The organism is Vogesella oryzagri, from assembly GCF_040148885.1.
Lineage (GTDB): Bacteria > Pseudomonadota > Gammaproteobacteria > Burkholderiales > Chromobacteriaceae > Vogesella > Vogesella oryzagri.
Genome location: NZ_JBEFLD010000011.1, coordinates 121,347 through 133,052, shown reverse-complemented (window position 1 = coordinate 133,052; position 11,706 = coordinate 121,347). Strand labels below are relative to the sequence as shown.

General features: G+C 65.2%; 12 protein-coding genes and 1 riboswitch. Of the genes, 5 read left to right on the top strand and 7 right to left on the bottom strand.

Features of this window, described 5'->3' with window-relative positions; genetic code table 11:
• Positions 1-318 precede the first annotated feature (318 nt).
• The 3 genes from ABNW52_RS18220 to ABNW52_RS18210 all read right to left on the bottom strand — a co-directional run bounded on the left by ABNW52_RS18220 (position 319) and on the right by ABNW52_RS18210 (position 3,405).
• The gene (locus ABNW52_RS18220) at positions 319-1,605 is read right to left on the bottom strand and encodes a voltage-gated chloride channel family protein (RefSeq protein ID WP_349591009.1); all 1,287 of its coding nucleotides are present in this window, start codon (positions 1,603-1,605) and stop codon (positions 319-321) included.
• Positions 1,606-1,689: 84 nt separating this feature from the next.
• A riboswitch (Fluoride riboswitch) is annotated at positions 1,690-1,753 on the bottom strand.
• 32 nt (positions 1,754-1,785) lie between these two features.
• Positions 1,786-2,403 carry a molybdenum cofactor guanylyltransferase MobA gene (gene mobA, locus ABNW52_RS18215; protein ID WP_349591006.1) on the bottom strand — a complete coding sequence of 206 codons (618 nt, stop codon included), beginning with the start codon at positions 2,401-2,403 and terminating at the stop codon, positions 1,786-1,788.
• A gap of 78 nt (positions 2,404-2,481) precedes the next feature.
• Positions 2,482-3,405 (bottom strand): pseudouridine synthase, encoded by a 924-nt coding sequence (locus ABNW52_RS18210; RefSeq protein ID WP_349591004.1) that lies wholly within the window; start codon positions 3,403-3,405, stop codon positions 2,482-2,484.
• Positions 3,406-3,494: 89 nt separating this feature from the next.
• On the opposite strand from ABNW52_RS18210, the gene ABNW52_RS18205 reads away from it, so the two are divergent.
• The 5 genes from ABNW52_RS18205 to ABNW52_RS18185 all read left to right on the top strand — a co-directional run bounded on the left by ABNW52_RS18205 (position 3,495) and on the right by ABNW52_RS18185 (position 6,441).
• Positions 3,495-4,106 (top strand): UPF0149 family protein, encoded by a 612-nt coding sequence (locus tag ABNW52_RS18205; RefSeq protein WP_349591002.1) that lies wholly within the window; start codon positions 3,495-3,497, stop codon positions 4,104-4,106.
• Positions 4,107-4,161: 55 nt separating this feature from the next.
• Positions 4,162-4,773: a class I SAM-dependent methyltransferase gene (locus tag ABNW52_RS18200; protein ID WP_349591000.1), complete on the top strand. Its 612-nt coding sequence runs from the start codon at positions 4,162-4,164 to the stop codon at positions 4,771-4,773.
• A 213-nt stretch (positions 4,774-4,986) separates the two neighbouring features.
• The gene (locus ABNW52_RS18195; protein WP_349590999.1) at positions 4,987-5,565 is read left to right on the top strand and encodes a LexA family protein; all 579 of its coding nucleotides are present in this window, start codon (positions 4,987-4,989) and stop codon (positions 5,563-5,565) included.
• A gap of 16 nt (positions 5,566-5,581) precedes the next feature.
• Positions 5,582-5,734 carry a hypothetical protein gene (locus ABNW52_RS18190; RefSeq protein ID WP_349590996.1) on the top strand — a complete coding sequence of 51 codons (153 nt, stop codon included), beginning with the start codon at positions 5,582-5,584 and terminating at the stop codon, positions 5,732-5,734.
• A 338-nt stretch (positions 5,735-6,072) separates the two neighbouring features.
• On the top strand, positions 6,073-6,441 hold the full coding sequence (locus ABNW52_RS18185) for a cupin domain-containing protein (protein WP_349590995.1): 369 nt from the start codon (positions 6,073-6,075) through the stop codon (positions 6,439-6,441).
• A gap of 98 nt (positions 6,442-6,539) precedes the next feature.
• On the opposite strand, the gene ABNW52_RS18180 is transcribed toward ABNW52_RS18185, so the two are convergent.
• From ABNW52_RS18180 to narH, 4 genes are all read right to left on the bottom strand, one after another.
• Positions 6,540-8,519 carry a methyl-accepting chemotaxis protein gene (locus ABNW52_RS18180; protein WP_349590993.1) on the bottom strand — a complete coding sequence of 660 codons (1,980 nt, stop codon included), beginning with the start codon at positions 8,517-8,519 and terminating at the stop codon, positions 6,540-6,542.
• 181 nt (positions 8,520-8,700) lie between these two features.
• Positions 8,701-9,387, bottom strand: coding sequence for a respiratory nitrate reductase subunit gamma (gene narI / locus ABNW52_RS18175; RefSeq protein WP_349590990.1), 687 nt, complete (start codon positions 9,385-9,387; stop codon positions 8,701-8,703).
• Positions 9,388-9,461: 74 nt separating this feature from the next.
• Positions 9,462-10,124 carry a nitrate reductase molybdenum cofactor assembly chaperone gene (gene narJ, locus ABNW52_RS18170; RefSeq protein WP_349590989.1) on the bottom strand — a complete coding sequence of 221 codons (663 nt, stop codon included), beginning with the start codon at positions 10,122-10,124 and terminating at the stop codon, positions 9,462-9,464.
• A gap of 5 nt (positions 10,125-10,129) precedes the next feature.
• The gene (gene narH, locus ABNW52_RS18165) at positions 10,130-11,680 is read right to left on the bottom strand and encodes a nitrate reductase subunit beta (protein WP_349590987.1); all 1,551 of its coding nucleotides are present in this window, start codon (positions 11,678-11,680) and stop codon (positions 10,130-10,132) included.
• Positions 11,681-11,706: the final 26 nt, after the last annotated feature.

Here is an 11,706-nt window from a genome sequence, read left to right as displayed (position 1 = left end):
CACCGCCGATGATGATCACGTCGTAACGTGGCTTGAGCTGCGGTGTACGCCAGGCCGGTTGCCAGGTTTCGTGATGTTTGAGCCCGTGTTTGAGCAGGCTCCAGAAGGAGTAACGGTTTGCCATGGACGTATCCGTGTCTAAGTGCCAGGATGGGGACATTCTTGGCGACTTGGCCCGGGGTCGATAGCTTGCAGCAGACGAGCACTTGTTGATTTACGACAAGAAATCGCAAAGTCATCTGCCAGCTGGCCGCGCACGACTGGCGCAGCCGGATAAAGAAGCAGTTACTGGCCGAGACTGACGCCACGGCCAGCCGCTCAAGGCTGCGGTGGCGGGCGGCGGCCGGAGAGGTCGCCCAGCGTCATGCCTTCCGGCAGCGGGCGATGCTTGCCCTGCCCCAGCCGCTGCGCCTTGTAGATGCCGGAATGGCCGGAGCACAGATAGCTCACCACGCAGGCCAGCGCGGCGTAGATGCCGATGTCGCTGCCGAACAGCTCCATCGCCATCAGCGTGGAGGCCAGCGGGGTGTTGGCCGCACCGGCAAACACCGCCACAAAGCCGACACCGGCCAGCAGCGGCAACGGCAGCTGCAGCAGTGGCGCCAGCGCATTGCCCAGCGTGGCGCCGATGTAGAACAACGGCGTCACCTCCCCGCCTTTGAAGCCGCTGCCTAGCGACAGCACCGTCAGCGCCAGTTTGGCGGCGAAGTCGTACGGCGCCAGCGGCTGCTGGAACGCCTCGACGATGGTGGGAATGCCCAGCCCCAGATAACGATCCAGCGGCAAACTCCAGGCCAGCACCGCCAGCAGCAGGCCGCCGGCCAGCGGCCGCAGCGGCGCATAGCCGATCCAGCGTTTCATTCGCGCCGACAGCGCGTGGGTGGCATCGGCAAACAGCTTGCCGGCCAGGCCGAACACCGCGCCGGCCAGCAGCATGGCAGCCAGCCCCCAGGCCGATACCGGCGGGATGTGCGGCACCAGGTAGTGGCTGTGCTGCACGCCCCACAGCAGGCTGACCTGGTCGGCCAGGATCGCCGCCAGCATGCACGGCAGGATGGCGTCGTAGCGCAGGCGGCCAATGGCCAGCACCTCCAGCCCGAACACCGCGCCGGCCAGCGGGGTGCCGAATACCGAGGCGAAGCCGGCGCTGATGCCGGCCATCAGGATGATGCGGCGGTCCTCGTGCTGCAGCCGGCACAGGCGGGTGAGCTGGTCGGCCAGCGCGCCGCCCATTTGCACCGCGGTACCCTCGCGCCCCACCGAAGCGCCGAACAGGTGCGAGATGACAGTCCCCCCCAGCACCAGCGGCGCCATGCGCAACGGGATCACTTTTTTCGGGTCGTGGATTTCGTCGATCAGCAAATTGTTGCCAGCCTCTACCTGCTGGCCGTAGCGCAGATACAACCAGCCGACGCCGAAGCCGGCCAGCGGCAGCAGCCACAGCAGCCAGCGTGTGGCCTCGCGGGTGGCGGTGGCCCAGTCGAGGGCGAACAGGAACAAGGACGACGCGCTGCCGGCCAGCGCGGCCACCGCGGCGGACAGCAGCAGCCACTTGCCGATGTAGGGCAACAGCGGAACGGGATCGGGGTGCAGGTGTTGGGTCATGTCAGTCCGGTTTCGACAGAGTCAGGCAACAAGGCCCGGACTGGTGGAGCAATGGACGCGACTGCAGCGCCCCGCCAACCGGGACATCGTGCAGGCATCATCAGCCCCAAGGGCGGTTACAGGGAGGCATGCCATCTCCCGTGCCGCAGTGTAGCCCAGCCGCAGGCGCATCGGCCAGCCCTAGGCTGCCGGCGCGCGGCCGGCCGCCAGTGCGGCCAACGTTGCCGGATCGTTGGCATTGGCAAACGCCGTGGCGTCGGCAAACGGCACCTCCACCACCCGCTGCGTGGCCAGCCAACCACGGATGCTGCGCTGGCCGCCAAGCAGATACGGCGCCACGCTGGCCAGCACGCCTACCCGCAGCAGCAGGCAGGCCGGCTGCGGCCCTTGTGGCGTGCGCGGCAGCGCGATGTCGGCGCCGCTGGCCGCCAGCGCTGCGGCCAACGTTACGCTCAGCGTGGCCGGCAGATCCGGGGTGTCGCATGGCACCAGCTGCAGCTGCGTGATGGTGGGCGGCAGCAGCGCTGCCGCCGTGGCCAGCGCCGCCAGCGGTCCCATGCCCTGCCAGGCGGCATCGTCCGGCCATACCGGCAGACCCAGCGTGCGGTAGGCATCCAGGCTGCGGTTGGCGCTGATCGCCAGCCAGCCCAGCTGCGGCGCCAGCCGCGTCAGCACGTGCACGGCCAAAGGTTGGCCGCACAGCAGCTGTTGCCCCTTGTCCACCCCGCCCATGCGCCGCCCTTCGCCGCCGGCCAGCAGCAGCCCGCCCAGCGTGGCCGGGCCTGTCAGTTGCAACATCACTTACTCCCTGCTTACCCGGCACGGTGGCCGGGCGGTAAAAATCTTAGGCGGCCACGCGATTGGGCCACGCATTGCTCACGCGCATGCGGATGCCTCGTCGGGCCATGCCAGCTGGCGCCGGCTGTCGAACACCCGCTCGCTGCCATCTATCGGGTCGGTAAAGGCGATGCGCCGCGCCAGCAGTGCCAGCGGGCGGGAGAAATCGTACGCCGCCTTGTCATTGCGAAAATCCGGGTACCACGGGTCGTTGGCGATGGCGATGCCCAGCGCCGCCAGGTGGGCGCGCAGCTGGTGCTTCTTGCCGCTGCCCGGCGTCAGCCGGTACTGCGCCCAGTCGCCGCGGCGCTGCAGCAGTTCGATCAGCGTGTCGCTGTTCGGTTCGCCGGCCACCTCGCGCATCACGAAACCGCCCGGCAGCTCCTGCAGCCGGCTGCGGTGCTGCAATGGCAGCGCGAGATCGGCGCGGTACGGCGCGATCGCCTCGTAACACTTGTACACCGCCCGCGCCTCGAACAGCCGCTGGTAGGCGCCACGCGCCGCCGGGTCGAGGCAGAACAGCATCACGCCGGCGGTTTCGCGGTCCAGCCGGTGGATGGGCGATGCCGCCGCCAGCGCCGGGTCACGCCGCAAACGGGTCAGCACGGTCTCGCGCAGATGGCGGCCGCCGGGCACGCAGGCCAGGAAATGCGGCTTGTCCACCACCAGCAGACGCGCGTCGCGGTACAGGATGTCGATGTCGAACGGCACCACCGGCTCGTCGTCCACGCTGCGGAAGTACCAGAGGCGCTGCCCCGGCCGGTACGGCGCGGTCGGCGCCAAAGGTTGGCCGCAGGCATCCCACACCTCGCCTGCGGCCAACTTGTACTGCCAGCTGTCGGCGACATGGGCAAAGCGCTGGCGCAGATAGGCCAGCAAGCTGGGCCAGTCTTCCTGCGGCAATACCACGCAACTGGCGTGGACACCGTCGCGCGGCGGTAGCGGACAATCGGCAGCGGACACATTCTCTCCATCACAAAACCCGCAGCGCGGGCGCAAGCCGGCAATTTTAGCGGATAATGCCCGGCTTACCCCCTAGCCGGATTGCCGATATGAAACACGCCCCGCTCAGCGACCAGGATTACCAGCGCCTGGAAGACACCCTGCAACGCTTTGCTGCCCAGGGCGCCATGAGCCTGGAGCGGCTGGACGGTTTCTTTGCCGCGCTGTTGTCCGGCCCGGACCCGCTGCCGCCGGAAGAATGCCTGCCGCTGATCCTGGGCAGCGCCTTCGATGACGAAGACGCGTTCAGCAGCCCCAAGGCCATCGAGCAGTTTGCCCACCTGGTCAGCGGCCACTGGCACGACATCGCCCACACCCTGCAGCGCAAGCGCGACTTTGCCCCGTGGCTCACCGCCGATGCCGCCGGCGAAGTGCACGGCAATGACTGGGCAGAAGGCTTCTACGATGGCATGCAGCTGATGCACGAAGACTGGAACCTGCTGTTCGACGATGCCGATGCCGCCCCGGCGCTGGCACCGATCCTGGCACTGGCGTTCGAGCGCCACCCGGACCCGGAGATGCGTCCGTTCCTGGACGGTGCCAGCCGCGAGCAGAAGGACGAGTGGCTGGCCCAGATCGGCGATGCCGTACCCAAGATCCACCACTTCTTTGCCGCCATCCGCGCCCGCATCGCCGCCGAGCTGGCCGCCGAAGACAAGTAAGCCACGTCATCACCCGCCGCTTGCCCACCGGCACCGGCGCCACCAAGGACAGCACATGAGCGACGCCGCCGATTTCTGGACCCCGCGTTTTGCCGGCCCCGACTATGCCTATGGCGATGCCGCCAACGACTTCCTGCGCGAACAAGCCGGACGCCTGTCGCCCGGCAGCCGGATTCTGAGCCTGGGCGAAGGTGAAGGCCGCAACGCGGTGTACCTGGCCGGGTTGGGCCATCAGCTGACGGCGGTGGACGCGGCGTGGACCGGGCTGGCCAAACTGCTGCAGCGCGCGGCGGCGGCCAACCTGGCCATCACCGCCACGCTGGCCGACCTGGGCGACTACGAGCTGGGCCACAAGCAGTGGGATGCCATCATCTCGGTGTTCTGCCACTTGCCGTCCGCGCTGCGCCGGCAGGTGCTGGCCAGGGCGGTGCAGGCGCTCAAGCCCGGCGGGCTGTTGATCATGGAAGGGTACACGCCGCGGCAACTGGCCTTCGGCACCGGCGGCCCCAAGGAAACCGATCTGCTGCTGGAGCCGGACACCCTGCGCGCCGAGCTGACTGGCCTTGAGCTGCTGCATTTTGTCGAACTGCAACGCGAAGTGATCGAAGGCCGCCTGCACACTGGCATGGCCGCCGTGCTGCAGGTAGTTGGCCGCAAGCCGGACTGAGCGCCGCGTCCGCACCGCCGGCGCGACATGGCCGTAGCGCGCCATACCCGCGGGCACGCGGCCCCAGGCCCCCCCCCCCGGTGCCACCAGCAGCCACAAGCTGCTGATCTGTCAGGGCACTGCCAAAAACACCACACCCCTCCCCCGCAAAACCACACATTGGCTTGCCTTGTTATTTGAATTCGTACAGAATCAAATCATCAGGAGGACGCCATGACACAAGGTGGAAAACGCGAAGGTGCCGGCCGCAAATCACGCTTCGGCGGCGACAAGACTGTCGCCATGCGGGTACCGGAACCACTCAAGCCGCTGCTGGAAAGCTGGCTGGACGAATACCGCACCCTGCGCAGCTTGCGCCACAACGACGCCGGTGACATCTCGCTGCTGGGCGAAGCGCTGCAGAACCTGTCGCTGCCGCTGTTCGCCAGCCGGGTACCCGCTGGCTCTCCCGTGCCGGGCGACGACCTGAAAGAAGCCGACATCGACCTGAACCAGCACCTGGTGCGCAAGCCCGCATCCACCTTTCTGGTGACGGTAAAAGGCGATTCGATGATCAACGCCGGCATTCACGATGGCGACATGCTGGTGGTGGACCGCTCGCTGGAGCCGCGCAATGGCAAGGTGGTGGTGGCGGTGATTAACGACGAGCTGACGGTGAAGCGGCTGGAGCGCTCTGCCGGCCGCATCCGCCTACTGCCGGAAAATCCGGACTTCAAACCGATCGATGTGCCCGAAGGCGCCAGTTTCTTTATCTGGGGTGTCGTGACCAACGTGATCCACGCCGTGGACTGATGGCAAGGAGATGAACATGAGCCAGCAAGACAACGAAGCAATCAAGATGATGTTCCGTGACTGGAAACGCCTGCCGCGCGCCTTCCGCAGCGTGGTGGAAGGCCAGCCGCAAGTGCTGCTGACCCGCACCGGCCGCAGCTACTTCGTGCCGGTGGAGTTCGTCGGCTAAGCCAATCCCGGCGGCCAGGGTTGGCCGCATCCCCCACCACACGGCCACCCACGGGTGGCCGTTGTATTTGCCGCCAGTCCGACGTACCGGCGGAAGCGATCCACTATAGTGAATGATCCGATTCCAACACGGATCACAGCTCCCTGCGCGAGCCTAAGCAACGAGTCAGTTCGATTCCCGTGAATCGCTTGGCGGACATCCGGCCACCCCGGCACTGCCCCGCAGCGCGCATGCGCCGGCGGCAGCATGCCGCGGTTATGCCATGTAGCACCGGCTACTACACCCTCTTAGCCCGCCGCCGTTTTCTCTCCAAGGGCTACGTCATGGAGGATGCTGCAATGTCACAGCAGATGGAAAAGAAGGCCCTGAGCGCGCCGGATGAACTCCGCCCGTTCAAGGACAATATGGGCAGACTGGCGGTGGTCACGCTGGGCAATATGACCATGGGTCGCGGCGAGTTCGAGCCGGGCTGGCGCTGGAGCGAACATGTCAAACCGCTGGCCGGCACCGACTCCTGCCAGGCCGCGCACACCGGCGTGGTGCTGGAAGGCCGGCTGGTGGTGAAAATGGACGATGGCACGCAGATGGAATTCGGTCCGGGCGATGCCTTCTACATGCCGCCCGGCCACGATGCCTGGGTGGTGGGCGACCAGCGCTGCGTGCTGATCGACGTCACCGGCGTCGCCAAGTACGCCAAGCCGCATTAACCGCCACGGCGCAGGGTGGGCCATGCGGCCAACCTTGCCGGCCATGAAGCAGCACGGCCACCCGAGGGTGGCCGTTGGTTGACATGCGCTGTGGCGCTTTAAGCGGAGGTGTGCTTGAAGCGATCCACCTGCTGCACCAGCTCCCCCGAGGTGCGGTTGAGCTGCTCGGACAGCTCGGCAGCTTCCTGCACGATGGTGGCGTTGTCCTCCGCCAAGGCCGCAATGCGGCTGATATTGACCGCCACTTCGCTACTGGCCGCTGTCTGCTGCTGCATCGCCACTGCCGTGTCCTGACTCTTGGCAGCGGTCTGTTCGGCCTCGTCATGGATGCCGTCCAGTTCACGCAAGGTATCCGCCACCAGCGTCAGACCTTCGTCCATCTGCCCTCGCGCCACCTGCATGCGGCTGGCGGCACTCTGGGTCTCGCCGGTAATCACCTCGATCAGCTGGGCAATTTCCACGGTTTCCTTGCCGGTGCGCTCGGCCAGCTTGCGCACTTCATCGGCCACCACGGCAAAGCCGCGGCCCATTTCGCCGGCGCGGGCCGCCTCGATGGCGGCGTTAAGCGCCAGCAGGTTGGTCTGGTCGGCAATCTCGCGAATGGCGGTGATGATCTGGCGGATGTTCTGCGATTTTTCCGCCAGCGAAATGATCATGGCGCCGGCCTCGTCCACGGTGGCCGCGGTGCCCTGAATCGCCTGGGTGGTGGCGTGCATGCGCTCACGGCCGCCGCGCACCCCCTGCTGCATGTCGCGCGCCACCTGCAGGTTCTGCTGGGTGTTGTCGCTGACGGCGGCAATGCCGGCCGACATTTCTTCGACGGCCGCGGCAATCTGGGTCGAGGAACTGCTCTGCGCCTCGGCCGCACCCGCAGCACGCTCGGACACGCCTTGCAAGGCACCTGCGGCCCGTTGCAGCTGGTGGGCATTCACCTTGACGACTTTCAGGGTGCTGGCAAAAGCATCCACCAGCGCATCCAGCGCCCGGCCCATGCGGGCGATTTCATCATCGCCGGCCAGGTGCGCGCGCACCCCCAGGTCCAGATTCTGGCTCATCTGCGACATCATGCTTTCCAGCTGCAATACCGGGCGGCGGATGCTGCGATAGACGGCAAAACCGCCGATCAGCAACAGCAGGGTCATGGCCGCGGTGCCGCCCAGGGTCAGCGCCATGCTGGTGCCGGCATGGCTGACCTGGGTATCCACGTTGTGGTGCAAGTCGGCCAGCAGCGCTTCCTGCGCGGCTTTCAGTTTGGCAATGCGCGCCGAGGTACCGGCAAACCATTGTTGCGGCGTGATGCTCACCGGGCTGCCCAGCGGGGTGCCATATACGCTGTCACGCAAGGCCTGCACCGCACTCACTTCCGGCGCGGTGAGCGACGGCTGCAGCACGGCCAGCAGCGCTTGCGGCGCCAGCAACTGCAGCTGGTTCAGGCAGGCATCCTGTTGTGCCTGTAGCGACTTGGCCTGCGCAAACTTGGGCTGATCGAAACTGCCGCCCGCCAACACGCCGTTGACAAAGCCGCGTTCGCGGCCGGCCAGCTCTTTGACGCACAACAGATTGGACAAGGCGGTGCCATAGCGCAGCACATTATCGTCATCGCTGGCAGTCTGCAGCGCGGCGGCAATGGTGGTCAGGCGTTCGATGCTGCGGGTGAAATCAGCAAATACTTCCGGCGCCGGCAGGCTGCGACCATCGATGCTGCCACGCTTGCCCAACAGGGATTGCACCGAGGCCGCCGCATCGGTGGCCAGGCTGCCGACCTTGCCGTCATGCTCGCCGGCCTGGGCGGTGAATGCCTGCAAGGCGGCATCGCTCTTGCCGCGCGCGCTGGTGAGTGCCTCCGGTACGGCGCCCTGCCCGCTGAGATAACCGTTGGTCAGGCCACGCTCGGCCTGCAAGCTGTCGATCAGCTCGGACGACAGCGTAGCAACGTCCACCAGCTGGCGGGCGGCGCGCATCTCGTGCAGGGAAACGTATTGCTGATAGGAAAACACGCCGGCCAGGATGAAGGTCATCGCAGCGAATGGCAGCACCAACAAAAGCAGCTTGGGGCCTAGATTGAGTCGGGAAAGCATGGTGGGCTCCAGAACACAGGGGGTTGTCTTGAATGCCATGATTATGGTTTTAGGTGGCATTTCCGCTTTTTATCGAAAATTTAATGCAAACAGCGTGCCCCCTTGTTGTTGCAGCGCAAATTAGATGACAAAAAAGGCCATGCCACCACGGCATGGCCTTTTGTCTGTTACCCGGCGCCAATCAACCGCGCGGGCGCACCAGCTGCCAAGCGCGACCCAGATAGGTCACTGCACCAAAACCGCTCCATACGTGCACCAAACGGGTGAACGGGAAGATCAGGAACAAGCTCATGCCCATGAACAGGTGCAGCTTGAAGATCGGCGAGGCAGTCACGATGAACTGGTCGGCATCACCGCGGAAGGTGATCACATGCTGCGCCCAGGTCATCAGCAACACCATTTCATGGCCGTCCAGATGCTGAGCGGACACCACGATGGTGGACAGACCCAGCAGCAAGGTAGCCAGAATCCACAGCAGCACCAGCTTGTCGCGCCAAGTGGTGTTGGCGGCCAGGCGATCGCTGCTGAAGCGGCGATGCAGCAACAGCAGCACGCCGATCAGGCACAGCGTGCCCATAATGCCGCCGGCAGTCATAGCGAACACCTGCTTGAAGCTGTGGGTCACACCCAGCGCGTCCCACACCGCCACCGGGGTCAGCAGACCCACGGCGTGGCCGAAGAACAGGCCGATGATGCCAAGGTGGAACAGGATGTTGCCCAGGCGCAGGCTGCCGCGGTGCAGCAGCTGGCTGGACTCGCTCTTCCAGCTGTACTGTTCGCGCTCGAAGCGCACCAGGCTACCCAGGATAAAGATCGCCAGCGCGATATACGGGTAGATCCCGAAAACGAATTGATGCAAGTAGTCCATGTCTTTCTCCTTGTTGCGGCCAACCTGGGCGGGCGTTACCGCCTCCCGCCCTGGCTGACGTTGGCCGCAGCGGATTAATGGCAGGCGGCCGGGCCGCTACCCTTGGGATAGAAGTTGACCGGGGCGATCTGCGGCAGGGTTGGCTTCAGCAGCGGTTCCACGCCGTCGATGCCCGGGCCGAAGGTCTCCAGCGCCTCGTCCATGTCGCGGATCGGCGGCACAGTCAGCGGCTCTGGCGTCACCGGCGACAGCCACACCAGCGCATCCAGCACCCCGGCGTAGTGGCTGCCACTGTCAGCCAGCTTCTTGCCCACATGGGCCAGCACGTGCACCGCATCGCCCAGCAGGCGATTGGCTTCCTCCGCCTCGCACAGCGACAGGAACTCCAGGAACAGCGGCACATAGTCCGGCAGCTCTTCGCAGACCGGTTCGAAGCCGTGCGCCTTGTACTCCTCCATCAGGTCCACCATCGCCTGACCGCGGGCGCGGTCCTCGCCGTGGATGTGCTCGAACAGGTGCAGCGAGTGCGACGGACTGCGGTCGAACACCTGCACGTAGTTCTGCTGCAGCTCCAGCAGCTCGGTCGCGGCCAGCTGCTGCAGCAGCGGCTCGACACCGCGCACCACGTCTTCGTCGCCGGCCAGTACCTCGCGGATTTCCGGCAGCGCATCCAGCAGATCCTGCTGCGGGTAACCCAGCAGCGCCGCCAGTGCACGATAGATCATCGGGTTATGCATGATGCTCACTCTCCGGCGTTGGCCTTGCGGTCGCGGCGCATGTCGTGGAACACAATGGGGGATGCCTTCTTCTTGCCGAACAGGCTGTGATCGGAGGTACCGCCGGAGCAGCCGTTACCGAAGGTAAAGCCACAGCTGGCCTTGTCGTCGAAGGTGTCTTCCACCATTTCCTTGTGGCTGGACGGAATCACGAAGCGGTCTTCGTAATTGGCGATCGCCATCACCTGGTACATCTCCTCCACCTGCGCGCCATTCAGATGCGTGCCTTTCAGCGTGGCCTCGTTCACCACCTTGTCCACGCTCTTGCTGCGCATGTAGCGACGCATGGCCACCATGGTTTCCAGCGCTTTTACCACCGGCTCTTCCTTGCCGGCAGTCAGCAGGTTGGCCAGATAGCGGATCGGAATGCGCAGGTCTTTCACGTCCGGGATGATCCCGTTCTCACCAATCAGGCCGTTTTCCAGCGCGGACTGGATCGGCGACAGCGGCGGGATGTACCACACCATCGGCAGCGTGCGGTATTCCGGGTGCAGCGGGAACGCCACTTTCCATTCCATGGCCATCTTGTACACCGGCGACTTCTGCGCGGCGGTCAGCCAGGCATCCGGGATGCCCTGTTTCTTGGCTTCGGCGATGATGTCCGGTGCGTTCGGATCCAGGAATACGCCCAGCTGCGCCTCGTACAGGCTCTTCGGATCTTCCACGCTGGCAGCGGCTTCGATCTTGTCGGCGTCGTACAGCAGCACGCCCAGATAGCGGATGCGGCCAACGCAGGTCTCGGAGCACACCGTCGGCTGACCGGCTTCGATACGCGGGTAGCAGAAGATGCACTTCTCGGCCTTGCCGGTGGTCCAGTTGTAGTAAATCTTCTTGTACGGGCAGCCGGACACGCACATGCGCCAGCCGCGGCACTTGTCCTGGTCGATCAGCACGATGCCGTCGTCTTCACGCTTGTAGATGGAGCCGGACGGGCAGCTGGCGACGCAGGCCGGGTTCAGGCAGTGCTCGCACAGGCGCGGCAGGTACATCATGAAGGTGTTCTCGAACGCCGAGTACATCTCCTTCTGGATGCCTTCGAACAGCGCATCCTTGGCGCGCTTGGAGAACTCGCCGCCCAGGTCGTCTTCCCAGTTCGGGCCCCATTCGATCTTGTCCATCTTCTTGCCGGTCAGCACCGACACCGGGCGCGCGGTCGGCGGGGTCTGCATTTCCGGCGCGTTCTGCAAGTGCTCGTAGTCGTAGGTGAACGGCTCGTAGTACTCGTCGATGGACGGCAGATTGGGGTTGGCGAAAATATTGGCCAGAATCTTCAGCCGGCCACCCTGGCGCGGCTCCAGCTTGCCGTCGCTGCGGCGCACCCAGCCACCCTGCCATTTGTCCTGGTTTTCCCATTCCTTGGGATAGCCAATGCCTGGCTTGGTCTCGACGTTGTTGAACCAGGCGTACTCGATACCGTCGCGGCTGGTCCACACGTTCTTGCAGGTTACCGAACAGGTATGGCAACCAATGCACTTGTCGAGGTTGAGCACCATACCGATTTGGGCACGGATTTTCATGTTCTTGCTCCTAATGTCTCAGAAGG

What these genes read in the sequence shown, in the direction of transcription:
- ABNW52_RS18220 (WP_349591009.1), bottom strand. Translation starts at nt 1,605, where the DNA reads ATGACCCAACACCTGCACCCCGATCCCGTTCCGCTGTTGCCCTACATC.
- mobA (WP_349591006.1), bottom strand. Translation starts at nt 2,403, where the DNA reads ATGTTGCAACTGACAGGCCCGGCCACGCTGGGCGGGCTGCTGCTGGCC.
- ABNW52_RS18205 (WP_349591002.1), top strand. Translation starts at nt 3,495, where the DNA reads ATGAAACACGCCCCGCTCAGCGACCAGGATTACCAGCGCCTGGAAGAC.
- ABNW52_RS18200 (WP_349591000.1), top strand. Translation starts at nt 4,162, where the DNA reads ATGAGCGACGCCGCCGATTTCTGGACCCCGCGTTTTGCCGGCCCCGAC.
- ABNW52_RS18195 (WP_349590999.1), top strand. Translation starts at nt 4,987, where the DNA reads ATGACACAAGGTGGAAAACGCGAAGGTGCCGGCCGCAAATCACGCTTC.
- ABNW52_RS18190 (WP_349590996.1), top strand. Translation starts at nt 5,582, where the DNA reads ATGAGCCAGCAAGACAACGAAGCAATCAAGATGATGTTCCGTGACTGG.
- ABNW52_RS18185 (WP_349590995.1), top strand. Translation starts at nt 6,073, where the DNA reads ATGTCACAGCAGATGGAAAAGAAGGCCCTGAGCGCGCCGGATGAACTC.
- ABNW52_RS18180 (WP_349590993.1), bottom strand. Translation starts at nt 8,519, where the DNA reads ATGCTTTCCCGACTCAATCTAGGCCCCAAGCTGCTTTTGTTGGTGCTG.
- narI (WP_349590990.1), bottom strand. Translation starts at nt 9,387, where the DNA reads ATGGACTACTTGCATCAATTCGTTTTCGGGATCTACCCGTATATCGCG.
- narJ (WP_349590989.1), bottom strand. Translation starts at nt 10,124, where the DNA reads ATGCATAACCCGATGATCTATCGTGCACTGGCGGCGCTGCTGGGTTAC.
- narH (WP_349590987.1), bottom strand. Translation starts at nt 11,680, where the DNA reads ATGAAAATCCGTGCCCAAATCGGTATGGTGCTCAACCTCGACAAGTGC.